The organism is Serratia sp. CY37869 (assembly GCF_052168895.1).
Taxonomy (GTDB): domain Bacteria; phylum Pseudomonadota; class Gammaproteobacteria; order Enterobacterales; family Enterobacteriaceae; genus Serratia; species Serratia ureilytica.
This window is the reverse complement of record NZ_JBJNLU010000003.1, coordinates 364486-390614: the sequence shown is the minus strand read 5'-3', so window position 1 is coordinate 390614 and position 26129 is coordinate 364486. Positions and strand designations below refer to the sequence as shown.

21 protein-coding genes are annotated in these 26129 nt (G+C 61.6%); 14 read left to right on the top strand and 7 right to left on the bottom strand.

The genetic code is table 11. The features are described 5' to 3' along the window. Nucleotide 1: 1 nt before the first annotated feature. On the top strand, nt 2-1432 hold the full coding sequence (gene dhaM / locus ACJ8J1_RS17345; protein ID WP_033644605.1) for a dihydroxyacetone kinase phosphoryl donor subunit DhaM: 1431 nt from the start codon (nt 2-4) through the stop codon (nt 1430-1432). Here the strand turns inward: dhaM and dhaR are convergent. Together dhaR and hasF are read right to left on the bottom strand one after the other, a co-directional pair. Beyond that, a complete protein-coding gene (gene dhaR / locus ACJ8J1_RS17340) occupies nt 1429-3378 on the bottom strand; it encodes a dihydroxyacetone kinase operon transcriptional regulator DhaR (RefSeq protein ID WP_033644606.1) in 1950 nt (649 codons plus the stop codon). The two genes, dhaM and dhaR, sit on opposite strands and share 4 nt — an antisense overlap. Nucleotides 3379-3527: 149 nt before the next feature. Further along, complete coding sequence (hasF, locus tag ACJ8J1_RS17335; protein ID WP_033644608.1) at nt 3528-5045, bottom strand: multidrug efflux transporter outer membrane subunit HasF; 1518 nt, start codon at nt 5043-5045, stop codon at nt 3528-3530. A 347-nt stretch (nt 5046-5392) separates the two neighbouring features. Between hasF and nudF the strand changes: the two genes are divergently transcribed. The 6 genes from nudF to ACJ8J1_RS17305 all read left to right on the top strand — a co-directional run bounded on the left by nudF (nt 5393) and on the right by ACJ8J1_RS17305 (nt 10810). Continuing rightward, nucleotides 5393-6025: an ADP-ribose diphosphatase gene (gene nudF, locus ACJ8J1_RS17330; protein ID WP_004937242.1), complete on the top strand. Its 633-nt coding sequence runs from the start codon at nt 5393-5395 to the stop codon at nt 6023-6025. Next, nucleotides 6025-6450 (top strand): DUF1249 family protein, encoded by a 426-nt coding sequence (locus ACJ8J1_RS17325; RefSeq protein WP_033644610.1) that lies wholly within the window; start codon nt 6025-6027, stop codon nt 6448-6450. The genes nudF and ACJ8J1_RS17325 overlap by 1 nt, the downstream gene beginning before the upstream one ends. Nucleotides 6451-6477: 27 nt before the next feature. Continuing rightward, entirely contained in the window at nt 6478-7305 is an 828-nt protein-coding gene (cpdA, locus tag ACJ8J1_RS17320; RefSeq protein ID WP_033644611.1) for a 3',5'-cyclic-AMP phosphodiesterase, read from the top strand. Beyond that, nucleotides 7305-7889: an esterase YqiA gene (yqiA, locus tag ACJ8J1_RS17315; protein ID WP_004937252.1), complete on the top strand. Its 585-nt coding sequence runs from the start codon at nt 7305-7307 to the stop codon at nt 7887-7889. The genes cpdA and yqiA overlap by 1 nt, the downstream gene beginning before the upstream one ends. Before the next feature lie 46 nt (nt 7890-7935). Continuing rightward, the gene (gene parE / locus ACJ8J1_RS17310) at nt 7936-9831 is read left to right on the top strand and encodes a DNA topoisomerase IV subunit B (protein ID WP_025304305.1); all 1896 of its coding nucleotides are present in this window, start codon (nt 7936-7938) and stop codon (nt 9829-9831) included. An 82-nt stretch (nt 9832-9913) separates the two neighbouring features. After that, complete coding sequence (locus tag ACJ8J1_RS17305) at nt 9914-10810, top strand: LysR substrate-binding domain-containing protein (RefSeq protein ID WP_033644612.1); 897 nt, start codon at nt 9914-9916, stop codon at nt 10808-10810. A gap of 8 nt (nt 10811-10818) precedes the next feature. Here the strand turns inward: ACJ8J1_RS17305 and ACJ8J1_RS17300 are convergent, their stop codons facing one another. Both ACJ8J1_RS17300 and ACJ8J1_RS17295 read right to left on the bottom strand, forming a co-directional pair. Further along, nucleotides 10819-11127 carry a putative quinol monooxygenase gene (locus ACJ8J1_RS17300; protein WP_033644613.1) on the bottom strand — a complete coding sequence of 103 codons (309 nt, stop codon included), beginning with the start codon at nt 11125-11127 and terminating at the stop codon, nt 10819-10821. 33 nt (nt 11128-11160) lie between these two features. Next, nucleotides 11161-11742 (bottom strand): NAD(P)H-dependent oxidoreductase, encoded by a 582-nt coding sequence (locus tag ACJ8J1_RS17295; protein ID WP_033644614.1) that lies wholly within the window; start codon nt 11740-11742, stop codon nt 11161-11163. Between the two features lie 325 nt (nt 11743-12067). On the opposite strand from ACJ8J1_RS17295, the gene parC reads away from it, so the two are divergent. From parC to ftsP, 3 genes are all read left to right on the top strand, one after another. Next, nucleotides 12068-14341 (top strand): DNA topoisomerase IV subunit A, encoded by a 2274-nt coding sequence (parC, locus tag ACJ8J1_RS17290; RefSeq protein WP_004937261.1) that lies wholly within the window; start codon nt 12068-12070, stop codon nt 14339-14341. A gap of 246 nt (nt 14342-14587) precedes the next feature. After that, on the top strand, nt 14588-15322 hold the full coding sequence (locus ACJ8J1_RS17285; RefSeq protein WP_004937266.1) for a 1-acylglycerol-3-phosphate O-acyltransferase: 735 nt from the start codon (nt 14588-14590) through the stop codon (nt 15320-15322). Nucleotides 15323-15454: 132 nt separating this feature from the next. Then, on the top strand, nt 15455-16870 hold the full coding sequence (gene ftsP / locus ACJ8J1_RS17280; RefSeq protein WP_033644615.1) for a cell division protein FtsP: 1416 nt from the start codon (nt 15455-15457) through the stop codon (nt 16868-16870). Between the two features lie 17 nt (nt 16871-16887). Here ftsP and ACJ8J1_RS17275 read toward each other — a convergent pair whose 3' ends face one another. Next, on the bottom strand, nt 16888-17799 hold the full coding sequence (locus ACJ8J1_RS17275) for a LysR family transcriptional regulator (protein ID WP_033644616.1): 912 nt from the start codon (nt 17797-17799) through the stop codon (nt 16888-16890). Nucleotides 17800-17936: 137 nt separating this feature from the next. On the opposite strand from ACJ8J1_RS17275, the gene xapA reads away from it, so the two are divergent. Both xapA and ACJ8J1_RS17265 read left to right on the top strand, forming a co-directional pair. Continuing rightward, a complete protein-coding gene (gene xapA / locus ACJ8J1_RS17270; protein WP_033644617.1) occupies nt 17937-18758 on the top strand; it encodes a xanthosine phosphorylase in 822 nt (273 codons plus the stop codon). An 81-nt stretch (nt 18759-18839) separates the two neighbouring features. Continuing rightward, on the top strand, nt 18840-20090 hold the full coding sequence (locus tag ACJ8J1_RS17265) for a nucleoside permease (RefSeq protein WP_033644917.1): 1251 nt from the start codon (nt 18840-18842) through the stop codon (nt 20088-20090). A 34-nt stretch (nt 20091-20124) separates the two neighbouring features. Here the strand turns inward: ACJ8J1_RS17265 and ACJ8J1_RS17260 are convergent, their stop codons facing one another. After that, a complete protein-coding gene (locus ACJ8J1_RS17260) occupies nt 20125-21057 on the bottom strand; it encodes a PfkB family carbohydrate kinase (protein WP_033644619.1) in 933 nt (310 codons plus the stop codon). Next, the gene (locus tag ACJ8J1_RS17255) at nt 21054-22451 is read right to left on the bottom strand and encodes a purine-cytosine permease family protein (RefSeq protein ID WP_033644620.1); all 1398 of its coding nucleotides are present in this window, start codon (nt 22449-22451) and stop codon (nt 21054-21056) included. The genes ACJ8J1_RS17260 and ACJ8J1_RS17255 overlap by 4 nt, the downstream gene beginning before the upstream one ends. Nucleotides 22452-23110: 659 nt before the next feature. Between ACJ8J1_RS17255 and ACJ8J1_RS17250 the strand changes: the two genes are divergently transcribed. Together ACJ8J1_RS17250 and ACJ8J1_RS17245 are read left to right on the top strand one after the other, a co-directional pair. Beyond that, a complete protein-coding gene (locus ACJ8J1_RS17250) occupies nt 23111-23845 on the top strand; it encodes a GntR family transcriptional regulator (RefSeq protein WP_033644622.1) in 735 nt (244 codons plus the stop codon). Between the two features lie 80 nt (nt 23846-23925). Then, nucleotides 23926-26094 carry a YgiQ family radical SAM protein gene (locus ACJ8J1_RS17245; RefSeq protein WP_033651302.1) on the top strand — a complete coding sequence of 723 codons (2169 nt, stop codon included), beginning with the start codon at nt 23926-23928 and terminating at the stop codon, nt 26092-26094. Nucleotides 26095-26129: the final 35 nt, after the last annotated feature.

Sequence of the window (26129 nt, the reverse complement as noted above, 5' to 3'; positions counted from 1 at the left end):
GATGATTAATATCGTGGTGGTGTCGCACAGCGCGTTGCTGGCGCGCGGCGTTGAGCAACTGGCGCGGCAGATGATGCGCGGCGACGGCTGCAAGTTGGCGCTGGCGGCGGGCGTGGATGACGAAGAGCACCCGATCGGTACCGACGCGGTCAACGTCATGGAGGCGATCGAAGCGGTCGCCGACGGCGATGGCATTCTGGTGCTGATGGATCTGGGCAGCGCGCTGCTCAGTGCCGAAACCGCGCTCGATCTGCTGGATCCGGAGTTGGCCGCCAAGGTGCGGCTGTGCGCCGCGCCGCTGATCGAAGGCACGCTGGCGGCGGTGGTGGCCGCCAACTCCGGCGCTTCGCTGGAGCAGGTGGTGGCGGAGGCGCAGGGGGCGCTGCAGGCCAAGCAGGCGCAATTGGGCGAGGCTTCACCGGCCGCGAAGCGCGCGGCCTTGCCGCTGGCGCAGGGCAAAAGCGCAACCTGGACGGTGCAGAACCCGCACGGACTGCACGCGCGCCCGGCGGCGCGGCTGGTCGAAGCGCTGGCGCCGTTCAAGGCTGAGCTGGTGCTGGAAAAACAGGGGCAGTGCGTCGATCCGCGCAGCCTCAATCAGCTGGCGCTGCTGCAGGTGCGCCACGGCGACACCATCCGTTTGATCGCCGACGGCGCGCAGGCGGACGAGGCGCTGGCGGCGTTCAAAACGCTGGCGGAGCAGCATTTCGGCGAGACGGTCTCCGAGCGGCAGCAGCCTTCGCTGCACGGCATTCCGGTGGCGGAAAGCGTCACCAGTGGGCCGGTGTTCCAGGCCCGCAGTGTCTGGCCGTCAGCCGCCGAGCGCCGGATCGGCGCGGACGAGGTGTTGGGCGAACAGCAACGCCTGCGGGAGGCGCTGCAGCACACGTTGAGCGATCTCAACCGGCTGGCGGAGCGCACCGGCACGCTGATCGGCAAGCCGCAGGCGGCTATCTTCGGCGCCCACAGCATGCTGCTGGACGATCCGGATCTGCAGCAGGCGGCTTACACCCGCATTGCGCAGCAGTTGTGCAGCGCCGAGCAGGCTTGGCGGCAGGTGCTGGAGGCGATCGCCGAAGAGTACCGCGAGTTGGATGACGACTACATGCGGGCGCGCGAACTGGACGTGCGCGACATGCTGCGCCGCACGCTGTGCCACCTGCAGGGGCAGCCGCTGCCGACCATTGCGCTCGCAGAGCCGTCAATACTGGTGATGGATGAGCTGATGCCCTCAGAGGTAGTGATGCTGGATCGCCGACTAGTGCTCGGCATCTGCCTGAGCGGCGGCAATGCCCTCTCGCACAGCGCCATTCTGGCGAAGGCGATGGGCATTCCGATGGTGGTCGGCATGCAGGATTGCCTGAGCAAAACCCGCAGCGGCCAGAAGGCGATGCTGGACGCCGCGCGCGGGGTGTTGCAGCTCAGCCACTAGGCGCGCAGCTTGAACTGGCGGATGTCGATCCCGTGCTGTTTGATCTTCCGCCACAGCGTGGTGCGGCCGATGCCCAGCAACTGCGCCATTTCCGTCAGTTGGCCGCGGCTGACGGTCGCCGCCCGCAGGATCGCCTGGCGCTCCATGTCCGTCAGCGTCAACAGCGGTGCGCCGGGCTGCGGATCGCTTTCCAGCAGCGACGGTTGGCCGAGCAGGTGCGCCGGCAGGTCCGCCAGCTGGATGTGGTGGCCGTGGCAAATCATTGCCGCGCGCTCCACCACCCCTTTCAGTTCCAAATCGTTGCCCGGCCACAGATAGAGCGCCAGCTGAGCCATCACCTCGTCATCCACCTGGAAGCGACACTGAAAATGTTGCTCCAGCGTGCGCAGATGATGTTTGACCAGCAGCGGAATATCGCTCAGCCGCTGACGCAGCGGCGGGATTTGGATCTCGAACGCCTGCAGGCTGTAAAACAGCTGGCGGCGGAAGCGGTTTTGCTGCACCAGCAGCGGCAGGTCGGCGGCGCTGCCGGCGATCACCCGCACATCGACCGGGATCACCCGGCTGGAATTGAGGCGGATCACCACGCCGGTTTTCAGCACCTGCAGCAGCGCCGACTGCATCTCCGCCGGCAGGTATTCGATCTGTTCCAGGTACAGCGTGCCGCCGTTAGCCAATTCGAATTTACTGAGCTGGCCCGCCTCTTCTTCGCTGGCGTCGCTGCCCAGCAGCTCACGCAGCCCCTGCGCCTGCGGCAGCAGTTGGCAGTTGAGGGCGATATACGGCCCGGCGGCGCGTTCGCCGGCGTTGTGGATAGCCTGGCTGAGCAGCTCTTTGCCAACGCCTTCTTCTCCGCGCAACAGGATCGGATGCTGGCCTTTGGCCGCCTGCTGCCCGTAACGGATCAGTCGCCGCATTTCCAGCGAGGCGGAAGGCATCTGTTCGAAGCTGTGGCTGACGCGCCCCAGCTGGCTGCTGACATATTGGCGCAGCCGTTCGAGCGGGTGCAGCAGGGCGATGAAACTGCAGCGATCGCCGTCGAAAATCGGCTTGAGCGTCAGCAAGGCGGCGATAAACTGCCGCTGGCTTTCGAAGGTGACTTCGACGTGTTGCAGCGGTTGGCGATCGGCGATGGCGCGCTTGAGCAGCGCGGGCAGCGTCAACAGCTGCGCCAACGGTTTGCCCTGGCTCTGCTGTTCGTCCAGCTTCAGCAGGCCGGCGGCGCGTTGGTTGATGTATTGCAGGTAGCCGCGGTGATCCCAGGCCATGACGCCGTCGTCGACGCCGTCCAGCAGGCCGTAAAGCTGATTCAGATGGCGGTTGGATTCCGCCAGCAGGCCGTCGGCGTTCAGCGAGTTGCCGATTTCGCGGGCGATGGCCAGCGTCAGCGACAGATCGCCGGCGGCGCAGTCGGCCAGCAGGCAGCCCAGCGCGATCGAGCCGCGCTGGCGGCCGCTGTTGTCGTAGACCGGCGTGGCGCAGAACGACCAGCCGTGCAGCGCTCGGCGCACGTGTTCTTTACCGCTCACCCGCACCGGGTGGCCTTCCGCCGCCGCCAGCGCCGGGGCATTGGTGCCTATCTGCCCTTCGGCCCAGTAAGCGCCGGGGGCGAATCCCAGTTGCTGCAGATGCTCCCAGGTTTGGGCGTCGCCGCAGCGCCACAGCATGCAGCCGCTCTCGTCGAGGATCATCAGCAGGCAACGCCGCGGCTCCATGTATTCACAGGCGTCTTCCAGCGCCGCCTGGCCGAGCGTCAGCAGATCGTTCTTGCGGCGGCAAATCGATTCGAAGGTGGCGCCCTGCGCACGGTGCGGCGCTTGCCAGACATCGGGCTGCATCAGGCTGCGGCAACGCAGCCAGGAGGCGTACACCGCCGGCGTCGGGCGCAGCGGCGGCGGCAGTTCGCCGTCGTTAATCAGTTGCTGCCAACGTGAATCGTTGTCCATCGAACCTCATCCAACTGCGAAAACGAGAGTGACGATGATATCACCTGGCGCAGCGGCGGCTGTGAGGCGGCGGGCAGAAGCGGGGAAAATCGGGACAAAAAAACGGGGCGCGGCGCAGGCCGGACCCCGTGTTTGTCAGCGTGCGGACATCAGTTGCGGAATGGGTTGCCGCTGTGGCGAGCCGGTTGGCTGGTGGTAACGGCCGGCGCGGATGCGCGAGTGGCCGCCGGTGCCGGCGCCGCAGTCTGTTGCATCGGCGCATTGTCCTGATAACCGTCCGCATAGGCGTCCTGCGCGCGGTTTTGCGGTGCGACGGCGTCAGGCGCGGTCGATACCGGCTTGCCCAACGCGCCGTTCAGCAGCAGCAGATCGTTCTGGTTCAGCGTGCCGAGCGCCGACTTGATGTTCAGCTGGTTGATCAAATAGGTATAACGCGCGTCGGACAGCTGACGTTTGGCGTTATACAGCGTGGTGGTGGCGTCCAGCACATCGACGATGGTGCGGGTACCGACCTGATAACCGGCTTCCATCGCGTCCAGGGAGCTCTGTGCGGAGATCACCGCCTGTTTGTAGGCGTTGATGCTGCTGATCGAAGCGTTAACGTTGTTGAACGATGAACGCACGGTCTGCACCACGCTGCGGTGAGCGCTTTCCAGCTGCTCGCTGGCGCCGACGAAGCCGTACTGCGCTTGTTTAACCTGCGAGTTGGTCGCGCCGCCGCTGTACAGCGGCAGGTTGAAGCTGATGCCCACTTTATTTTGGCCCGCATCGGAGTCGCTGTAGCGTGCGGCATTTGCGCCGCCGGTGTTTGAGCCGTTGTATTTGGTATTGCTGATGCCGGTTGACGCGCTGACGTCAATCGTCGGCATATAGCCGGTTTGGGCTGCGCGGATCTGTTCGCGCGCCAGATCCTGGCTCAGGCGGGCGGACAGCAGGCTCAGGTTGCGCGCTTCCGCTTCTTTCAGCAGGTTGTTCACCGCTTCCGGGCGCTGGGTGCTGAAGCGATCGGTGTTCAGCGAGGCCAGCTCAGGGTAGAAGCTGCCGGTGACCTGACGCAGCGTTTCCAGCGCGTTGTCCAGATCGTTGCGGGCGGAGACTTCCGCCGCCAGCACGGTGTCATAGTTCGAGCGGGCGTTCTGCACGTCGGTGATCGCCACCAGGCCCACGTTGAAGCGCTGAGTGGTTTGATCCAGCGTGCGGTACACCGCGTCTTTCTGCGCCTGGGTGTACGACAGCGTGTCGATCGCCTTCAGCACGTTAAAGTAGGCGGTGGCGGTGTTGAGAATCAGCGACTGCTCTGCGGTCTGGAAGGTGACGTCGGAGATGCCGGCGCTCTTTTCCTGCAGCGTCAGCTGGCGCCATTTCGACATGTCGAAGAGGGTCTGCGTCAATGCCAGCGAACCGCTGGTGACGTTGCTGTTAACGCCATTGCTGTCACGATAACCGTTGGTGTAATCGTAACCTGCGGTTAAACCGAGCTGCGGCAGCAGCGGGCTGCGCGCTTCATTGATCTTTTCGAATGCGGCGTCGCGGTCAGCAGCACTTTTGCGCAGATCCGGGTTACTTTCCCTGGCCTGTTTGTAGACCTGCAGCAGGTTCTCTGCCTGGCTCATTGCACTGAAGCCGCCCAGGCTCAGTCCGATAAGAAGGGGGAGCAGTTTCTTCATTTGCATTCCTTGTTGTGCAGCAATATTGCTATGTTAGCGCTGACGATAGACGAAATAGTTGCCGATTCTAGCAGAGTCTGCGGTACGCATCAGGTGGCTGAATGTGCCATCTCACGTAACTTTTACCTTTCAGACCGCCCATTTACCTTGGCGTACTGCCCGGGCCGACTGCAGCTGATATTATGGCTGACAATCAGGATTGTTTCCCGCTATTACCCGCGAGCGCACAAACGCGCCGCGTCCGGCGGCGAAAAACAGCCTAACATAAAGCGGCGGCGGTGAGACCCGCTGTTTCTGTCATCAAAACCGTTTATTTTATCGGCATACTCACGCAGGAGAATTCGCGCATGAACCGTTCGCAGCCGTCACCCGTCACCTTCGATAAAAAAGATGTAGAAATTATTGCACGCGAGACGCTGTACCGTGGTTTTTTTTCACTCAATTTATACCGGTTTCGCCATCGCTTGTTCAATGGCGAAATGAGTCCTGAAATCACGCGTGAAATTTTCGAGCGCGGCCATGCGGCGGTGCTGCTGCCCTACGACCCGGTGCGCGATGAAGTGGTGCTGATTGAACAACTGCGCATCGCCGCGGTCGATACCAGTAATTCGCCCTGGCTGCTGGAAATGGTGGCGGGTATGATCGAAACCGGCGAAAGCGTCGAAGACGTGTGCCGCCGCGAAGCGCAGGAAGAAGCCGGCGTGGTGGTCGGGCGCTGCAAGCCGGTGCTGAGCTATCTGGCCAGCCCCGGCGGCACCAGCGAACGCTTGTCGATCATGGTCGGCGAGGTGGACGCCGGCACCGCCGAAGGCATCCACGGCCTGGCGGAAGAGCATGAAGATATTCGCGTCCATGTGGTCAGCCGTGAGCAGGCTTACCGCTGGGTGGAAGAGGGCGCGATCGATAACGCCGCATCAGTGATTGCATTGCAATGGCTGGCGTTGCACCATGAATCGTTGAGAAAAGAGTGGGCCAACTAATGAAACAGCGCTATACCCCTGATTTCCCCGAAATGATGAGATTGTGCGAAACCAACTTCGCGCAATTGCGCCGCTTGCTGCCGCGCAACGACGAAGCGGGCGAAACGGTGACTTATCAGGTGAACGGCGCCGGCTATCGTTTGACCATCGTTGAGTCCACGCGTTACACGTCGCTGGTGGAGATCGAGCAGATCTTTCCGGCGGTCAGCTACTGGAGCCTGCCCGCGATGTCGGTGCGGTTATACCATGACGCCATGGTTGCGGAAGTGTGTTCCAGTCAGCAGATCTACCGCTTTAAAGCGCGTTATGATTATCCTAATAAAAAGTTGCATCAACGCGACGAAAAGCATCAAATTAACCAGTTTCTTGCTGATTGGCTGCGCTACTGTTTGGCGCATGGAGCGATGGCGGTTCCGGTTTGTTAGACAGACTGAAATAACAAAGGACACCATTTGGAAAGCCTGTTTAAACTGCCCGTGGCGAGTGGGGCCGCGGTCAGGATTCTACAAATAACAGATACCCACCTTTTTGCCGGCGAACACGAGACGTTGCTCGGCATCAATACCTATCGCAGCTATCACGCGGTGCTGGACGCCATTCAGGCGCAGCGCTGCGATGTCGATTTGATCGTCGCCACGGGAGATTTGGCGCAGGATCATTCGCAGGAGGCGTACCGCCACTTCGCCGCCGGCATCGCGCAACTGCCGGCCCCGTGCGTGTGGCTGCCGGGCAACCACGATTTCCAACCGGCGATGGTCGACGCGTTGGCCGCCGCCGGCATCGCCCCTTCCAAGCAGGTGCTGCTGGGCGATAACTGGCAGGTGCTGATGTTGGACAGCCAGGTGTTCGGCGTACCGCACGGCGAGCTGAGCGAATACCAGCTCGAGTGGATGGAGCGCTGCCTGCAGGCGCACCCCGAGCGTTACACGCTGTTGCTGCTGCACCACCATCCGCTGCCTTCCGGCTGCACCTGGCTCGATCAGCACAGCCTGCGCAACCCGCATATGCTGGGCGCGATCCTGTTGCGCTACCCGAAGGTGAATACCGTGGTGTGCGGTCATATTCACCAGGATCTGGATCTGGAATGGCAGGGCCGGCGTCTGTTGGCGACGCCGTCCACCTGCGTGCAATTCAAGCCGCACTGCACTAACTTTACCATCGACGACGTCTCCCCCGGCTGGCGTTACCTCGATCTGCTGCCGGACGGCCGCGTCGAGACGCAGGTGTTCCGCCTGGAAAACGACGATTTCCGCCCCGATATGGACTCGGATGGATACTGATGCCTTCGACACTGCTCTACCTGCACGGTTTCAACAGCTCGCCGCAGTCGGCCAAGGCGGTGGCCTTCAAGGCCTGGCTGGCCGAACACCATCCCGCTATCGAGATGCTGGTGCCGCAGCTGCCGGCCTTTCCGGCGGAGGCCGCCGAAATGCTGGAAAATCTGGTGCTGGAACGCGCCGGACAAACGCTCGGATTGGTGGGGTCCTCGCTGGGCGGCTATTACGCCACCTGGCTGTCGCAGTGTTTTTCGCTGCCGGCGGTGGTGGTCAACCCGGCGGTCAAGCCGTTTGAGCTGCTGGTCGACTATCTCGGCGCCAACGAGAACCCCTACACCGGCCAGCAATATGTGTTAGAGTCTCGTCACGTTTACGATCTGAAAGTGATGCAGATCGATCCTTTGGAGTCGCCGGATTTAATCTGGCTGCTGCAGCAAACGGGCGATGAAATTCTCGATTACGGCCAGGCAGTGGCGTATTACACCGCGTGTCGGCAAACGGTGGAGTCGGGTGGAAACCACGCCTTCGTCGGTTTCGAGCACTACTTCCCCCAGATTGTGGATTTTTTAGGGCTAAACGCGGTCTGACGGACCGTTCCGGCACCTCCCTTTAACCACGAAAAAATAATCAACGATGACTCAATCCAGCTATAACGCTGATGCCATTGAAGTACTCAGCGGTCTAGAACCAGTGCGCCGTCGTCCCGGCATGTATACCGACACGACGCGCCCAAACCACCTCGGCCAAGAGGTAATCGATAACAGCGTCGACGAAGCGTTGGCCGGACACGCCAAGCGTATCGACGTGATCCTGCACGCCGATCAGTCGCTGGAAGTGATCGACGACGGCCGCGGCATGCCGGTGGACATCCACCCGGAAGAGGGCGTGCCGGCGGTTGAGTTGATCCTGTGCCGACTGCACGCCGGCGGTAAATTCTCGAATAAAAACTACCAGTTCTCCGGCGGCCTGCACGGCGTTGGGATCTCGGTGGTCAACGCCCTGTCGAAGCGGGTGGAAGTCAACGTGCGCCGCGACGGCAACGTCTACGGCATCGCCTTCGAAAACGGCGACAAAGTGCAAGATCTGACGGTGACCGGCACCTGCGGCAAACGCAACACCGGCACCAGCGTGCACTTCTGGCCGGACGAACAGTTCTTCGACAGCCCGCGTTTCTCGGTATCGCGCCTCACTCACCTGCTGAAAGCCAAAGCGGTGCTGTGCCCCGGCGTTGAGATCTATTTCATCGACAAGGTGAACAACACCGAGCAGCGCTGGTGCTACCAGGACGGCCTGACCGACTACCTGATGGAAGCGGTTAACGGCCTGATCACCCTGCCGGAAGCGCCGTTCGTCGGCAATTTCGCCGGTGATACCGAAGCGGTGGACTGGGCGCTGCTGTGGCTGCCGGAAGGCGGCGAGCTGCTGACCGAAAGCTACGTCAACCTGATCCCGACCATGCAGGGCGGCACCCACGTCAACGGTCTGCGTCAGGGGCTGCTGGACGCGATGCGCGAGTTTTGCGAATTCCGCAACATCCTGCCGCGCGGGGTGAAACTGTCGGCGGAGGATATCTGGGATCGCTGCGCTTACGTGCTGTCGGTGAAGATGCAGGATCCGCAGTTCGCCGGGCAGACCAAAGAGCGTCTCTCCTCGCGTCAGTGCGCGGCCTTCGTTTCCGGCGTGGTGAAAGACGCCTTCAGCCTGTGGCTGAACCAGAACGTTCAGGCGGCGGAACAGCTGGCCGAGTTGGCAATTTCCAGCGCCCAACGCCGTCTGCGTGCCGCCAAGAAAGTGGTGCGCAAGAAGCTGACCAGCGGGCCGGCGCTGCCGGGCAAGCTGGCGGACTGCACCTCGCAGGATCTGGCCATGACCGAACTGTTCCTGGTGGAAGGGGACTCGGCGGGCGGATCGGCCAAGCAGGCGCGCGATCGCGAATATCAGGCGATCATGCCGCTGAAGGGCAAGATCCTGAATACCTGGGAAGTCTCCTCGGACGAAGTGCTGGCCTCGCAGGAAGTGCATGACATTTCCGTGGCGATCGGCATCGATCCGGACAGCGAAGATCTCAGCCAGTTGCGCTACGGCAAAATCTGCATCCTGGCGGATGCGGACTCCGACGGCCTGCACATCGCTACGCTGCTGTGCGCGCTGTTCGTGCGCCACTTCCGTTCGCTGGTGAAAGGCGGGCACGTTTATGTGGCCATGCCGCCGCTGTACCGCATCGATCTTGGTAAAGAGGTGTTCTACGCGCTGGATGAAGAAGAGAAAGCCGGCGTGCTGGAACAGCTGAAGCGCAAGAAAGGCAAGCCGAACGTCCAGCGCTTTAAAGGGCTGGGCGAGATGAACCCGCTGCAGCTGCGCGAAACCACCCTCGATCCGAACACCCGCCGTCTGGTGCAATTGACGGTCGCGGAAGATGATGTCGATCAGACGCTGGCGGTGATGGACATGCTGTTGGCCAAGAAGCGTTCGGAAGATCGCCGCAACTGGCTGCAAGACAAGGGCGACATGGCCGAATTGGCGGTCTGAGCCTGACCCTGGCCCGGTGAAACGCCGGGCCGGCTTTCCCGCAGGGCGTTCATGCGGCGCCCGATAACCTGGGCCGGAATGCATGAAGATCACGCTCGAAGAATTGCTGGCGTTCACTTCGGTGGTCGACAGCGGTTCCATCACCGCCGCCGCCGATCGGCTCGGCCAGACGACTTCCGGCATCAGCCGCGCGCTCAGCCGCCTGGAGAATAAGCTCGATACCACCCTGATGCGCCGCACTACGCGTCGCCTGGAGCTGACCGAAGAGGGGCAAAGCTTCCTGAGCCATGCGCGTACGATCATCAACTCGGTGGAAAATGCCGAAGAACAAATGGCGGTGCGCCGGCAGATGCCGGCCGGGCGACTGCGGATCAATGCGGCTGCGCCTTTTATGGAGCACGTCATCGTGCCGCTGGTGGCGGGGTTCAGGGAACGTTATCCGCAAATTTCGCTCGAGCTGAACACCGACAATCTGATTATCGATCTGCTGGAAAAACGCACGGATATCGCCATTCGCATCGGCGCGTTGCGCGATTCGACCATTCATGCGCGCGCGCTGGGCGCCAGCCGGTTGCGCATCCTCGCCAGCCCGGCTTATCTGCAGAAGCACGGCACGCCGCAGAGCGTGGAGGCGTTGCACCGGCATTGTCTGCTCGGTTTTACCCAGCCGGAATCGCTGAACCAGTGGCCGTTGCGCTATCGCCAGGCGCCGCATTTCACCATCACGCCGACGATCTCGGCGTCCAGCGGTGAAACGCTGCGGCAATTGGCGCTGCGGGGCGAGGGGATCGTACAGCTGGCAGACTTTATGACCCGACGCGATCGGGAAGCGGGCAAGTTGGTGCCGTTGCTGGAGCAGGAGACGCTGGACGTGCGCCAGCCGATTAATGCGGTGTATTACCGCAATACGCAATTGGCGGCGCGCATCACCTGTTTTCTTGACTACGTCAGCGCGCACATCGACGCGCAGACGTTATAAGGCGGAGCTTACAGGGCGTTTTCCAGGATGTAGATCTCGGTGTCCAGCACGCTGTCTTTGAGGGTGTCGCGGTGTTTGAGCATGTGCTCAATGGCCAGATGTTTTTCCAGATGCGCCATGCTTTCCCATTTCTCCAGCATGAACACCGAATCCGGCGACCGCTTCTGCCACGGCGCCTGGGTATTGCTGTCGACCATCGGCGTGTATTCGCCGCAACCCTCTTCCGCCAGCACCAGCGGCACCAGCTTTTCAATGGCTTGCAGTACGGTGGCGCGGTGGCCGGGTTTCACTTTGATTTCTGCGATTACGGTGATCATGCTTACCTCGTTGATGAGTATGTTCTGCGTCAGTTAAGCAAAAATTTTCGCCAGATGCTCGCGATAACGTGCGATGTCCGCTTCGATATCCGGTTGTTTTATCACGTCATTGCAGATAAAGGTCGACAGCGCTTCCATTCCCAGGAACTGGTTGGCCTTGTGGAAGTGCAGGTAAACGCCGTCGACGCCGACGCCGTGGAAGAACTGATCGGGATCGGTGAAGGCCTCCAGCGGGGCGTTCCAGGTCAGGCTCAGCAGGTATTTTTTGCCCTGGATCAGGCCGCCGGAGCCATATTTTTTGCTTTCGTCAGAACGAGAGCGGCCGTCGCTGGCATACAGGCTGCCGTGACCGGCGGTGAACACTTCATCGATGTATTTTTTCAGGATCCAGGGTTCGCCCATCCACCAGCCCGGCATCTGGTAGATGACCGCGTCGGCCCACAGGTATTTCTTTACCTCTGCTTCGATGTCATAACCGTCGTCGACCACGGTGACCTGCACATCGTGCTGCAGATCGCGCAGGAAGCTTTCCGCCACGTCGCTCAGGGTTTGGTTGAGTTCGCCGTTAGAATGGCCGAATTGTTTTTTAGCGTTGATAATCAGGATATTGCTCATCTTTCGCGGCTCCCGTCAGAGTTAAGATATGGCATGCTTCCCGCCGAAAAGGCGGAAACCAGCTCGCTGGCGACGAGTGTAATCGTTAGGCGGGCAAGTAAAAATGCGATCCAGCGCACAACAGTATTGACTGCCAGTCAATAAATGGGCCGCCAGGCAGCGAAATTTTGCATAAACCGCATCGCGCAACCGGCCGCCGCCGGCGATCCTTGCGCCAACTGTGACAGCCACCCTGCAGATGGGTTACTATCGCGGGCAGAATCGACAAGCGATGCCTTTTGTCGTCCAAGGGATTGCCAAGCCACGGTCTGAGGATAATTGAGTAATGAGTGATCTGACTCATGACGGTGTAGAGCGTTTACCGCTGCACACATTCACTGAAAACGCCTATCTGAACTATTCCATGTACGTCATCATGGATCGGGCGTTGCCGTACATTGGCGACGGTTTGAAGCCGGTACAACGCCGCATCATCTACGCCATGTCTGAACTGGGGCTGACTAACAGCGCCAAATTCAAGAAGTCCGCCCGCACCGTGGGCGACGTGCTGGGTAAATATCACCCGCACGGCGACAGCGCGTGTTATGAAGCCATGGTGCTGATGGCGCAGCCGTTCTCGTATCGCTATCCGCTGGTGGACGGCCAGGGGAACTGGGGGGCGCCGGACGATCCCAAGTCGTTCGCGGCGATGCGTTATACCGAATCGCGCCTGTCCAAATACGCCGAGGTCTTGCTGGCCGAACTGGGACAGGGCACGGTCGACTGGATCCCGAACTTTGACGGTACGCTGCAAGAGCCGAAGATGCTGCCGGCGCGCCTGCCGAACATCCTGCTGAACGGCACCACCGGCATCGCGGTCGGCATGGCGACCGACATTCCGCCGCACAACGTGCGCGAAGTCGCCGCCGCCGCGGTGGCGCTGCTCGACAAGCCGGGCGCCTCGCTCGATGACCTGCTCGAGTTCGTACAGGGGCCGGACTTCCCGACCGAAGCCGAGATCATCACCCCGCGCGATGAAATTCGCAAAATTTACCAGAGCGGCCGCGGCTCGGTGCGCATGCGCGCCGTGTGGAAGAAAGAGGATGGCAGCGCGGTGATCACCGCCTTGCCGCATCAGGTTTCCGGCGCCAAGGTGCTGGAGCAGATAGCCAGCCAGATGCGCGCCAAGAAGCTGCCGATGGTCGAAGACCTGCGCGACGAATCCGATCACGAGAACCCGACGCGTCTGGTGATCGTGCCACGTTCCAACCGCATCGATCTGGAGCAGGTGATGAATCACCTGTTCGCCACCACCGATCTGGAGCGCAGCTACCGCATCAACATGAACATGATCGGTCTGGACAACCGCCCGCAGGTGAAAGGGCTGGTGGAGATCCTCACCGAATGGCTGGCCTACCGTCGCGATACGGTGCGTCGCCGCCTGAACTACCGCCTCGAGAAGGTGCTCAAGCGCCTGCATATCCTCGAAGGTTTGCTGGTGGCGTTCCTCAACATCGACGAGGTGATCCACATCATCCGCAGCGAGGATGAGCCGAAGCCGGTGCTGATGCAGCGTTTCGGCATCTCCGATACTCAGGCGGAAGCGATCCTCGAGCTGAAATTGCGTCACCTGGCCAAGCTGGAAGAGGTCAAGATCCGCGGCGAGCAGGACGAACTGGCGAAAGAGCGCGATCAGCTGCAGGCGCTGCTGGCGTCCGAACGCAAGCTGAATACGCTGATTAAGAAAGAGATCCAGGCCGATGCGCAGACCTACGGCGACGATCGCCGTTCGCCGCTGACCGAGCGCGCGGAAGCCAAGGCGATGAGCGAGCACGACTTCGTGCCGTCCGAGCCGGTGACCATCGTGCTGTCGGAAATGGGCTGGGTGCGCAGCGCCAAGGGCCATGACATCGATCCGACCGGGTTGAGCTACAAGGCCGGCGACAGCTTCCGCGGCGCGGCGCGCGGCAAGAGCAATCAGCCGGTGGTGTTTATCGACTCTACCGGGCGCAGCTATGCGCTCGATCCGATGACGCTGCCTTCGGCGCGCGGGCAGGGCGAGCCGCTGACCGGCAAGCTGACGCCGCCGCCGGGCGCCACCATCGAGCAGGTGCTGATGGCGGCCGACGATCAGAAGCTGCTGATGGCGTCTGACGCCGGTTACGGTTTCGTCTGCACCTTTAACGATCTGGTGGCGCGCAACCGCGCCGGCAAGGTGATGATCACGCTGCCGGACAACGCCAGAGCGCTGCCGCCGATGGAGATCCACGGCGCAGACGATATGCTGCTGTCGATCACCGCCGCCGGGCGCATGCTGATGTTCCCGGTCGCCGATCTGCCGCAGCTGTCGAAGGGCAAGGGCAACAAGATCGTCTCCATTCCGGCGGCGCAGGCCGCCGCCGGTGAAGACAAGCTGGCCTGGCTGTTCGTGCTGCCGCCGCAGGCGTCCGTTACGCTGCACGTCGGCAAACGCAAGCTGACGCTGCGTCCGGAAGATCTGCAGAAGTTCCGTGCGGAACGCGGCCGCAAGGGCACCCAACTGCCGCGCGGCCTGCAGCGCATCGATCGCGTCGAAGTGGATGCGCCGGTGCGGGCGTCGGGTGGCGACAGCGAAGAGTAAGCGTTGGCACCAGCGTTAACGGGCGGTCGCAGCATGCTGTGGCCGCCTTATTTATTTTTGCTGGCGTTTATTTTCCAAATAGTTAACATTTCTGCGCATAAAATTATTGTGCGTACTGCCGCCTGGCGGGAAAATAGCGAGAAATGCAGGCGACATAGGCGTGCTTTCCGCCTGGTCGGCAAATAATGAGTAAAGGAATCTGCGCAGCGAAGTAAACTGCGTTGGCAGTGTGCTAATGAGGTTGTTATGTTATTGATTTTGCGTGCCGTTCTCGCCACTCTTTTCTGTATTCTGGTGTGTATTTTCGGTTCGGTTTATTGCTTGTTCAGTCCGCGTAATCCTCGCCATGTGGCGACCTTCGGCCATCTTTTCGGCCGTCTGTCGACGCTGTTCGGCATCAAGGTTGAAACCCGCGTGCCGGCCGATGCGGCCAACAACGGCAACTGCATCTATATCGCCAACCACCAAAATAACTACGACATGGTGACGGCCTCTAATATCGTGCAGCCGCGCACCGTGACGGTCGGTAAAAAAAGTCTGGTGTGGATCCCGTTTTTCGGCCCGCTGTATTGGCTGACCGGTAATCTGCTGATAGATCGTGATAATCGCGCCAAGGCGCACGGCACCATCGCCCAGGTGGCGGAGCAGTTCAAGAAGAAAGACATTTCGATCTGGATGTTCCCGGAAGGGACCCGCAGCCGCGGCCGTGGGCTGATGCCGTTTAAAACCGGCGCGTTCCACGCGGCCATCGCCGCCGGCGTGCCGATTGTGCCTATCTGCGTATCCACCACCAGCGGTAATATAAATCTTAATCGCTGGAATAACGGCCATGTGATCGTCGAGATGTTGGCGCCGGTGGATACCAGCAAATACGGCAAAGAAAACGTGCGCGAGCTGGCGGCCCATTGCCGCGAGCTGATGGAGGCGAAAATCGCCGAATTGGACGCCGAAGTCGCCCAGCGCAACGCCGCCAAAAAATAAGAGTCTACCGGCTTCAAAGAAGAGTTTTTTAATTGGCGTTCAGCGCCGTTAACGCCTGAGCGCCTGCTAATCTTGATTGGCGGGCGTTTGGGTTTTGCACACGGTTTAGTTATTGCTTTTCATGGAGAAAATATGTCACTCAGTCGACGTCAGTTTTTACAGGCATCGGGCCTGGCGCTGTGCGCGGGCGCCGTGCCGCTGAGGGCTGAGGCGAGCGGAACGCAGACCCCATTACCCATTCCCCCGCTGCTGGAGTCTCGCCGCGGTCAGCCGCTGTTCCTGACCTTGCAGCGCGCCCACTGGGCGTTTATGGATAACCGCAAAGCGGCGGTGTGGGGCATCAACGGCATGTACCTGGGGCCGACGGTGCGGGTTTACAGCGGCGACGACGTCAAACTGATCTACAGCAACCGCCTGCAGGAACCGGTAGCGATGACCATCAGCGGTCTGCAGGTGCCGGGCACGCTGATGGGCGGCGCGCCGCGCATGATGTCGCCCAACGTCGACTGGTCGCCGGTGCTGCCCATTCGTCAGGCGGCGGCTACCTGCTGGTACCACGCCAACACGCCAAACCGCATGGCGCCGCATGTGTATAACGGGCTGGCCGGATTGTGGCTGGTGGAGGATGCCGTCAGCAAAGCGCTGCCGCTGCCCAACCACTACGGCGTCGACGATTTCCCGCTGATCATTCAGGACAAACGCTTCGATAACTTCGGCACGCCGCAATACGATGCGCCGTCGCAGGGCGGCTTCGTCGGCGATACGCTGTTGGTCAACGGCGTGCAAAACCCGTATGTCGACGTGTCGCGCGGCTGGGTGCGTTTGCGTTTGCTCAACGCCTCCAACGCGCGGCGTTATACCCTGCAGCTCAGCGACGGGCGGCCGTTCAACGTGATCGCCAGCGATCAGGGCTTCCTGCCTGCGCCGGTTGCGGTGCAGCAGCTGTCGTTGGCGCCGGGCGAGCGCCGGGAAGTGCTGATCGACATGTCGAAGGGCGACGAGGTGACCATCACCGCCGGTGAAGCGGCGGGCATCATGGATCGCCTGCGCGGCCTGTTCGAGCCGTCGAGCATTCTGGTGTCCACCCAGGTGCTGACGCTGCGCCCGACCGGCCTGCTGCCGCTGGTGACCGACAACCTGCCGATGCGCCTGCTGGCGGATCAGCTGTTGGACGGCAGCGCCAGCCGCACCCGCGATTTCCGCCTGGGCGACGGCGGCGTCGGCATCAACGGCGCAATTTGGGACATGAACCGCATCGACGTACAGGCGCAGCAAGGCACCTGGGAACGCTGGAACATTCATGCGGATACGCCGCAGTCGTTCCATATTCAGGGCGTGCAGTTCCTGATTAAACGCGTCAACGGCGCGCAGCCGATGGCGGAAGATCGCGGCTGGAAGGATACCGTCTGGGTCGATGGCGACGTCGAGCTGCTGGTGTATTTCAACCAATCCACCTCCGAACACTTCCCGTTCCTGTATTACAGCCAGACGCTGGAGATGGCCGATCGCGGCACCGCCGGCCAGCTGATGGTGCAGCCGACGATGTAACCCGCTCTGCGGGCCGCTTAGGGCGCCCGCAGCATCGCCAAAAAAGCCTGCACCACCGGCGTGACGCTGTCGGTACGGTATACCGCATACAGATCCGCCGGGGGCGCCTGCTGCAGCGAGCAAAACCGCACGCCGGGCCACGGGATGCGGCCGTAGCTGTCCGGCAGCAGCGTAATGCCGCAGCCTTCCGCCACCAGCGCCAGCAGGGTTTGCGGCTCGTTAACCTGATAAGCGACGTCCGGCAAAAATCCCTGCTGCAGACACAGATTGTGCAGATACAGCCCCAGGCTGGCCTCATGTGGCGGCAGAACGATGAAACTGTCGTTCTGCAACGCCGCCAGCGGGATGTTTTCCTGCTTCGCCAGCGGATGATCAAGCGGCAGCACCACGGCGATGCTTTCGCACGCCAACCGTTGGCAGGTCAACCCCGGCAGCGTCTGCTGCTGCGCCTCTCGCCAGACCCCGATGTCGATATGCCGCTTTTGCAGCGCGATGATTTGCTGGCTGGGCGTTAACTCGTTCAACGACCAGGTGACGCCGGCGCTTTGCTCGCTGAATCGCCGCAGCGCCGCGATCAGGCCGCCCCAGGCCGAGGTGCCGACCATGCCGACCACCATGTGGCCGCCTTCGCCGCGCCCCATCTGTTGCACCTGATGCAGCGCGCTGTCGGCCTGATCCAGCAGCCGCTCGACGTTACGCAGCAGCGTGCGGCCGGCCGGCGTCAGCGTCATGGAGCGGGTGGTGCGTTTGAACAGCACCACCCCGAGCTGGCTCTCCAGCTCCTTGATGTGCTTGCTGAGCGGCGGCTGTGACATATTCAGCCGCCGCGCCGCCTGGGTGAAGTTCATCTCTTCCGCCACCACGCGGAAATAGTGCAGCAGGCGGAAGTTAATCCGGCCGGGATCGGGCAGGGCATGGGGCTGATTCATCCGGGATATCGTCTCCTTGTGACGCAGCTCAACTTATAGGTAAATGGAATAAATCGGCCGCCAAGAATGTATTGGTCTCGGCTGAGCCTCGCTCTCTACTATGGGGATTATTATCCCCCGCTGAAAGAGAGAATACGATGTTTAATCAAGAAGATGCTTTTACCTGCGCCGATGTCGTGCGCGCACGCCTGCCGGGTTTCCAGCCGAAAGCGGCCTTGATTCTCGGCTCCGGGCTTGGCGCTCTGGCGGAGGTGATGACCGAAACCGTCACCCTCGACTACGCGGCGCTGCCGGGCTTTCCGGTGAGCGGCGTCGCCGGCCATGCCGGGCAGCTGGTCGCCGGCAAGCTGGAGGGCGTACCGGTATTGTGCATGAAAGGGCGCGGTCATTTCTATGAAGGGCGCGGCATGCAGGTGATGACCACCGCGGTGCGCACCTTCAAACTGCTGGGCTGCGAATTTCTGCTGGCGACCAACGCCGCCGGTTCTCTGCGCCGCTCGGTGGCGCCGGGCAGCCTGGTCGCCATTACCGATCACATCAACTTCATGCCGGAGTCGCCGCTGGTCGGCGCCAACGACGAGCGCTTCGGGCCGCGCTTCTTCAGCCTGGCGAACGCCTACGATCGCGATCTGCGCGCCCAGCTGGCGGCGGTGGCCGAAAGCGCGGGCATTCCGCTGGCGGAAGGGGTGTTCGCCGCTTACACCGGGCCGAACTTCGAAACGCCGGCGGAGATCCGCATGATGCAGACCCTCGGCTGCGACGTCGTGGGCATGTCGATCGTGCCGGAAGTCCTGACGGCGCGCCACTGCGGCCTCAAGGTGCTGGTGGTGTCCGCGATGACCAACTACGCCGAAGGGCTGTCGGATACGCCTCTTTCTCACGAACAAACGCTCAGCTGCGCGGCGCTGGCGGCGGACGATTTCATGCGCCTTATCCGCGAGCTGTTCAAAACGCTGTGACACCGTAAGCAAACCGGCGGCGGGCTGCAGTGGGCCCGCCGCACCAATCATCGTTGAAAGCATAATAACAAGGTGATGGCGATGGCGATAAAAACACGATTGAAGGTGATGATTTTCCTGCAGTTCTTTATCTGGGGCGCCTGGCTGGTGACGCTGGGCTCCTATATGATCAACACGCTGCATTTCAGCGGCATGCAGGTGGGAATGGTTTACAGCGCCAAGGGGATCGCGGCGCTGATCATGCCGGGCCTGGCGGGCATCATCGCCGACCGTTGGATGAGGGCCAACTACCTGTATGCGCTTTGCCACCTGCTCGGGGCGCTGGCGCTGTACTGTGCGGCGCAGGTTGAGCAACCGATGCTGATGTTCTGGGTAATGCTGTTCAACGCCATGGTCTATATGCCGACCATCGCGCTCTCCAACGCCATTTCCTATTTTTGCCTGGAGAAGCACGGCTTTGACACGGTAAAGGACTTTCCGCCGGTGCGGGTGTACGGCACCGTGGGATTCATTCTGGCAATGTGGCTGGTCGGTTTCAGCCAAATCGAGCTCAGTAATCTGCAGCTGTATCTGGCTTCTGCGGCGTCGCTGCTACTGTCCGCCTATTCGCTGACGCTGCCGCGCTGCCCGACCAACCGCGCGGCCGAGTCGAAGCGCTGGGTGAGCGTGCTGGGGCTGGATGCGCTGGTGCTGTTTCGCCAGCGGCGCATAGCGCTGTTTCTCCTGTTCGCCATGTTGCTCGGCGCGGCGCTGCAGATAACCAACACCTTCGGCAACCCGTTCCTGCACGATCTGTCGCTCAATCCGCTATATCAGGACAGCCTCAGCGTCCGGTATCCGGCGGTGCTGCTGTCGCTGTCGCAGATCTCTGAAGTGTTCTTTATCCTCACCATTCCCTTTTTCCTGCGCCGTTACGGCATCAAGCAGGTGATGCTGATCAGCATGGCGGCCTGGACGCTGCGTTTCCTGTTCCTGGCCTACGGCACGCCGGTCGGTTTTGGTTTCGTGCTGCTGCTGTTGTCGATGATCGTTTACGGTTGCGCGTTCGACTTCTTTAATATTTCCGGCGCCATTTTCGTCGAGAAGGAGGCCGATCACCGCATCCGCGCCAGCGCGCAGGGGCTGTTCATGACCATGGTCAACGGTCTGGGCGCCTATGTGGGGGCACTCGCCAGCGGCGAAGTGGTGGATTTCTTCAGCCGTGACGGCGTGAAAGACTGGCAGAGCATCTGGCTGGTGTTTGCGCTGTATACGCTGGTGCTGGGGATTGTGTTCGCGTTGAGCTTCAACTATCGCCACTCGCCGCAGGAGAGTGCGGCGGCGGCGCAGTAAGGCTGAGGGCGCTGGATGGCGGCGCCCTGAAACGTCAGGCCTGCGGGAAGCGTTGTTGCAGTTGATGCCGGTCCGGCGGATTGGCGGCGCCGAGGCTGGCCACCACGCAGGCGGCGACCCGGTTGGCCAGATCGACCGCCCGCGGCAGCGGCCAGCCAGCGGACAGCCCCGCCAGCAAACCGGCGCAGTGGGCATCGCCCGCGCCGATGGTATCGATGACGTCCACCGGATAGGCGGGAACGTGCAGCGGCGGCGTGCGGCCGTCACAGATCCAGGCGCCGTCGCGATCCAGGCGGCAGATCAGCGTCAGATTACGGGCGGCGGCATAGCGCTGCGCGGCATCCACGGCGTCGCCGGCGCCGCACAGCGCGGCCACTTCGTCGCGGTTGAGCGTCAGCAGGGTGTGGCTGTCGCTGAGCATGGCGAAGAAATCTTCGCTGAGCTGGGCAATGCGCGGGCCGGGATCGATCAGACGCGGTTGGTCGAACGGCATGCGCGTCAGCCACTCGCGCAGCGCTTCGCCGTTTTCGCCCGCCAGCTCGTAGCCGCTGGCGTAGATCAGGGTGTGTTCCGTCAGCGGCAGCGTGGCCAGCTGCGCTTTATTCCATTGGCTTTCGCAACCGGAAACCGTGATGAAGGTGCGTTCGCCGTTCGGCTCCACCAGCGCCAGGCACCAGCCATTGTCCATCTGGCCGTGGCGCAACAGCACCTCCAGCCCCAGTTCGCCCATGGCGGCTTCGATCGCCGCGCCCCATTCGCCGTTGCCGACCGGCATACCGTTGATCACCGGCACTTCAAGGCGCGTCAGCGCGCGCGCCACGTTGAACGCGCAACCGCCGATTTGCCGCGCCTGCGGCTGGGCTTCGATATCTTCGCCGCTGGTCGGCAGGCGCGGCAGCGTCATCACCAGATCGCCGACCGCGCCCCCTATCACCAGGACAGGCGTTACAGCTTCCCACTCATTCATTGATGTTCTCTGCGTTGGGTCAGGTACAGACCGTAAGCGATCAGACTAACCGCAAACGACACAAACAGCCCCAGGCTGGAGTCGGCAAACAAGCCTTTAGCCAGCGGGCCGTCGATAAAACCGGTTTTGGTGACCAGCAGGCCGCACAGGGCGCCGAGGAACCAGCAGAACAGCGGGGCTTTGCGCACGCCGCGGTTCTGGCCATGCAGACCGTACAAAGCGTTGCCATCATACCCGTGGTGGCGGCGCAGGCACAGGTAATCGAGCAGGAAAATCGCCTCCCAGGCCGCCAGGAACACCCCGCAGAACACCAGGAAGGAGATGAACGGCCCCATAAAATCGCCGGAGATGAACAGCACATACAGGGCGATACCCAGCACCACCACGGCGTCGATCGATACCGCCAACCACTGTTTGACCTGCACGCCGATGGTCAGCAGGTTAAGGCTGGCGGAATACAGGCTGAGCACCGCGATGGTGACGATGCCGGCGGTGGCGGCCAGCAGATAAGGGATCGCCATCCAGGCGGGCAGCACTGAGCCTATCAGCGCGATGGGATTGGCGGCGTTGGCCAGATCGGGCAGCTGCACGGAAAGCAGAATGCCGGTCAGCATCAGCAGCATCAGCGGCAAACAGGCGCCGCCCATCACCGCGGCGAAAATGCTTTTGCTCGACGAATTCGGGCTTTGATAGCGGCTGTAATCGGCGCCGGCGATCGCCCAACTGATGCCGGTACCGGCGGCGATCACCGAGACCGCCGGCAGGAAGCCGGTCAGCCAGCTGCCGGAAGGCAGCGCCAGCACCTGGCTCCACTCGGTGTTGAACAGGATATAGAGCACCACGATCAGCGTCATGGTGCCGAAGATGCGGCTGAACCAGCTTTGCATCCAGACTACGGTATTCTGCCCCAGCAGGCTGACGACGATAGTGAGCCCGGCGAACAGCAACAGGCTGAGCGCGGTCAGCAGATGGCTGGCCCCCAGCCCGAAGGCCTCGAACAGCGCCGCCAGCGTCAGGGTGCCGGTGATCACGTTGACCGCTTCCCAGCCCATCAGATTGATCCAACTGAACAGGGTAGGCGCCACGTTGCCCTTCAGCCCGAAAATCACTCGCGACAGCGTCAGCGTAGAGGTGCGCCCGCGCTTGCCGGCGAAGCTGGTGAGGCCAACCAGCACGAAGCTGGCGACGCCGAACAAGGCGGCGAGCACCGATTGCAGGAAGGATAAGCCGAAGCCGACGATGATGGCGCCATACACCACGCCGAGAATGCCGATATTGGCTGCCGACCAGATCCAAAACAGCTCGATGGGCCGCCCGGTCTGTTCCGCATCCGGCACCCGGTCGATACCGGTGCTCTCTACCTTCCATGCTTCATTGCGATTGATATCGGTCATAGCAATTGTTCCCTGTTGCGCAGGGCCTTGAGGGCCGCCGCAGTTAACTGAAAAGCGATTTTGTTGGCGCTGCGGCCGCCGCCTCGGATGAGGCTTGCCGACCGCACGGCGCCAATGAGTGTAGACAAAGAGTGGGTCTGCAGCGGAGTTTGGAAGAGAGAGAACGTTTTTATTTGCAGGCATCAGTCCGTTTCACCCGGCGCAAGGGGGATCGCGCGAGGGGATGATGAGCCGTGAGCAAGCTATCCATTAGCACCGTTGCTTATTATTTGTCATTTGTAGTGGCGTCTTGGGCAACGTGACCCATCGGGTACGGCGAGAAGCGGGCAATTCATCCCAAAGGGTCGCCCATCCGCTTCAGCGAACGGGATGCGGACAGCGTATGCCCGCTGCCTGACCATCAGGTGCGTCCTGTCTGGTCGGCAGCGGATTTTTAGTTGTTTTAAAGGTGGATCCCTGGTGTTGGTGCCATTGATGTTTCAACATCAATAAGCACAGATTACGCGCGATCTAGATCCAATGAAAGTCCATTGAATAAAAATTGTGATGTCCCTCTGAAAACATTAGCAATATTTTAGTTATGGTGAGAGGCTTTATCGCCGGATCGGCGATAGGAGAAAGCGAAGTTTGGGCATAGGGCGGAACAAGAGGGCGGGCGAATGACGGATTTTATGGCCTGGCTGCGTGAACATCTGGCGCAGGGGGCGGCGGCGCCGCGCTATATTCAGCTGGCGACGGCGATAGAAACCGCGATCAGGCAGCAGGTGCTGGCGGCGGAGGCATTTCTGCCGCCGGAGCGGCACATGGCGGAAGGTTTGGCGCTGTCGCGCGTCACCGTCAGCAAGGCGATGAAACTGCTGGAGGAGAAGGGGCTGATTTCGCGGCAGCAGGGCGTTGGCACCCGCGTGGCGATGCGTATCGGCTATTCCCTCGATAAGGACAGCGGTTTTACCGCTCAGGCGCTGCGTCATGGCAGCAGCGTCAGCAACCGATGGCTGCTGCGCGCGCGGGTCGGCGCGCCGGCCAAGGCCGCGGCGGCGCTGGGGATCGCGGAAGGGGATGAGGTGGTCAAACTGCGGCGTTTACGCTTGCTGAACGGCAGCCCGGTCTCGCTGGAAACCACCTATATTCCGCTGCGCTTCCTGCCTGAACCGGCGCAGCTGGAGCATTCGCTGTATGCGTTATGGCAATCGCGCGGCATCGTGCCTGAAGATAAACACTTTTTGTTGAAGGCGGTGTCCTGCAGCGGCGAGGTCGCCGAGCTGCTCAACGTACCGTGCGGCGCGCCGTTGTTGCACATCATCCAAACCAGCCGCAACGCCCGGGGCGAGGCGCTGGAGTTCAGCGATATCTTGTGCCGCAGCGACGTTTATGAATTCGAGGTGAATGGTTAGCGAAATAACCATGCTCTTTTTGCCACTAGTGCGTATAATCGCCGCCCGGCGATTAATTAACCTGTAAAAAGAGCAGCAGAATGAGCACCACCAGCCTGATCCAACCCGATCGTGAACTGTTTTCTTATAAGCCTTATTGGGCGGAATGTTATGGCACCGCGCCGTTTTTACCGATGTCGCGAGCAGAGATGGATCAACTGGGCTGGGACAGCTGCGACGTGATCATCATCAGCGGCGACGCCTATGTCGATCACCCGAGCTTCGGGATGGCGATCATCGGCCGCATGCTGGAAGCGCAGGGCTTCCGCGTCGGCATCATCGCGCAGCCGGACTGGAGCAACAAAGAAGACTTCATGCGGTTGGGGAAACCGAATCTGTTCTTCGGCATCACCGCCGGCAACATGGATTCGATGATCAACCGCTATACCGCCGATCGCAAACTGCGCCACGACGACGCCTACACCGCCGGCAACGTCGGTGGCAAGCGCCCGGATCGCGCCACCCTGGTTTACAGCCAGCGCTGCAAAGAAGCCTATAAAGACGTGCCGATCGTGCTGGGCGGCATCGAAGCCAGCCTGCGTCGCATCGCCCACTACGACTATTGGTCGGATACCGTGCGCCGCTCGGTGCTGGTGGACTCCAAAGCCGACATGCTGATCTACGGCAACGGCGAACGCCCGCTGGTGGAAGTGGCGCACCGTCTGGCCGCCGGCGAGAAGATCGGCGATATCCACGATATTCGCAATACCGCGGTGATGCGTAAAGAAGCGCTGCCGGGCTGGAGCGGCGTGGATTCCACCCGCCTCGACAAGCCGGGCCGCATCGAACCTATCCCGAACCCGTACGGCGAGGATCTGCCGTGCGCCGACGGCGCCAAACCGAAGGAGCCGGAAGCCAAGCCTGTCACGGTGCGCGCCGCCAAGCCGAAGCCGTGGGAGAAGACCTACGTGCTGCTGCCGTCCTTCGAGAAAGTGAAGGGCGACAAGGTGCTGTATGCGCACACCTCGCGCATTTTGCACCATGAAACCAACCCCGGCTGCGCCCGCGCGCTGATGCAAAAACACGGCGATCGCTACGTGTGGATCAACCCGCCGGCGATCCCGCTGACCACGCCGGAGATGGACAGCGTCTTCGCCCTGCCTTACCAGCGCGTGCCGCACCCGTCCTACGGTCAGGAACGCATTCCTGCCTACGACATGATCCGCTTCTCGGTGAACATCATGCGCGGTTGCTACGGCGGCTGTTCGTTCTGTTCGATCACCGAGCACGAAGGGCGCATCATCCAGAGCCGTTCGGAAGATTCGATCGTTCGCGAAATCGAAGAGATCCGCGACAAAGTGCCGGGCTTTACCGGCGTGATCTCCGATCTGGGTGGCCCGACCGCCAACATGTACATGCTGCGCTGCACCAACCCGCGCGCCGAGCAGACCTGCCGCCGCGCCTCGTGCGTGTATCCGGAGATCTGCACTTATATGGATACCAACCACGAGCCGACCATCAAGCTTTACCGCCGCGCGCGTTCGCTGGAGGGCATCAAGAAGATCCTGATCGCCTCCGGGGTACGTTACGATCTGGCGGTGGAAGATCCGCGCTATATCAAGGAACTGGCGACCCACCACGTCGGCGGCTACCTGAAGATCGCGCCGGAGCACACCGAAGAAGGCCCGCTGTCGAAAATGATGAAACCGGGCATGGGCAGCTACGATCGCTTCAAACAGCTGTTTGATCACTATTCGAAGCAGGCGGGCAAAGAGCAGTACCTGATCCCGTACTTCATCTCTTCGCACCCGGGCACCCGCGATGAAGATATGGTGAACCTGGCGCTGTGGCTGAAGAAGAACCGTTTCCGCCTCGATCAGGTGCAGAACTTCTATCCTTCGCCGATGGCCAACTCCACCACCATGTATTACAGCGGCAAAAACCCGCTGAGCAAGGTGGGGTACAAGAGTGAAGACGTGGTGGTGCCGCGCGGCGAGCGCCAGCGTCGCCTGCATAAGGCGCTGCTGCGTTACCACGATCCGGCCAACTGGGCGCTGATCCGCACCGCGCTGGAAGAGATGGGGCTGAAGCACCTGATCGGCAGCCGCCGCGAGTGTCTGGTACCGGCGCCGAGCATCGACGAGCAGCGCGAAGCGAAACGGCTGCAGCGCCACACCCGACCGGCGTTGACCAAGCATACCGACATCAATCGGCAGCGCACGCCGTCCAACCGGCCGCCGCGCAAACCGATTCGCAAGGCCAAGCCGTAACGACGAGGCCCGCGCGCAAACAAAAAGGAGAACCC

Bases quoted from the DNA above. Each gene is read 5' to 3' on its own strand.
- ACJ8J1_RS17325 (WP_033644610.1), top strand. From the start codon at position 6,025: ATGAAACAGCGCTATACCCCTGATTTCCCCGAAATGATGAGATTGTGC.
- ACJ8J1_RS17300 (WP_033644613.1), bottom strand. From the start codon at position 11,127: ATGATCACCGTAATCGCAGAAATCAAAGTGAAACCCGGCCACCGCGCC.
- hasF (WP_033644608.1), bottom strand. From the start codon at position 5,045: ATGAAGAAACTGCTCCCCCTTCTTATCGGACTGAGCCTGGGCGGCTTC.
- ACJ8J1_RS17265 (WP_033644917.1), top strand. From the start codon at position 18,840: ATGGCGATAAAAACACGATTGAAGGTGATGATTTTCCTGCAGTTCTTT.
- ACJ8J1_RS17285 (WP_004937266.1), top strand. From the start codon at position 14,588: ATGTTATTGATTTTGCGTGCCGTTCTCGCCACTCTTTTCTGTATTCTG.
- ACJ8J1_RS17295 (WP_033644614.1), bottom strand. From the start codon at position 11,742: ATGAGCAATATCCTGATTATCAACGCTAAAAAACAATTCGGCCATTCT.
- yqiA (WP_004937252.1), top strand. From the start codon at position 7,305: ATGCCTTCGACACTGCTCTACCTGCACGGTTTCAACAGCTCGCCGCAG.
- dhaM (WP_033644605.1), top strand. From the start codon at position 2: ATGATTAATATCGTGGTGGTGTCGCACAGCGCGTTGCTGGCGCGCGGC.
- ACJ8J1_RS17260 (WP_033644619.1), bottom strand. From the start codon at position 21,057: ATGAATGAGTGGGAAGCTGTAACGCCTGTCCTGGTGATAGGGGGCGCG.
- dhaR (WP_033644606.1), bottom strand. From the start codon at position 3,378: ATGGACAACGATTCACGTTGGCAGCAACTGATTAACGACGGCGAACTG.
- parC (WP_004937261.1), top strand. From the start codon at position 12,068: ATGAGTGATCTGACTCATGACGGTGTAGAGCGTTTACCGCTGCACACA.
- ACJ8J1_RS17245 (WP_033651302.1), top strand. From the start codon at position 23,926: ATGAGCACCACCAGCCTGATCCAACCCGATCGTGAACTGTTTTCTTAT.
- xapA (WP_033644617.1), top strand. From the start codon at position 17,937: ATGTTTAATCAAGAAGATGCTTTTACCTGCGCCGATGTCGTGCGCGCA.
- nudF (WP_004937242.1), top strand. From the start codon at position 5,393: ATGAACCGTTCGCAGCCGTCACCCGTCACCTTCGATAAAAAAGATGTA.
- ACJ8J1_RS17275 (WP_033644616.1), bottom strand. From the start codon at position 17,799: ATGAATCAGCCCCATGCCCTGCCCGATCCCGGCCGGATTAACTTCCGC.
- ACJ8J1_RS17305 (WP_033644612.1), top strand. From the start codon at position 9,914: ATGAAGATCACGCTCGAAGAATTGCTGGCGTTCACTTCGGTGGTCGAC.
- ACJ8J1_RS17250 (WP_033644622.1), top strand. From the start codon at position 23,111: ATGACGGATTTTATGGCCTGGCTGCGTGAACATCTGGCGCAGGGGGCG.
- ACJ8J1_RS17255 (WP_033644620.1), bottom strand. From the start codon at position 22,451: ATGACCGATATCAATCGCAATGAAGCATGGAAGGTAGAGAGCACCGGT.
- ftsP (WP_033644615.1), top strand. From the start codon at position 15,455: ATGTCACTCAGTCGACGTCAGTTTTTACAGGCATCGGGCCTGGCGCTG.
- parE (WP_025304305.1), top strand. From the start codon at position 7,936: ATGACTCAATCCAGCTATAACGCTGATGCCATTGAAGTACTCAGCGGT.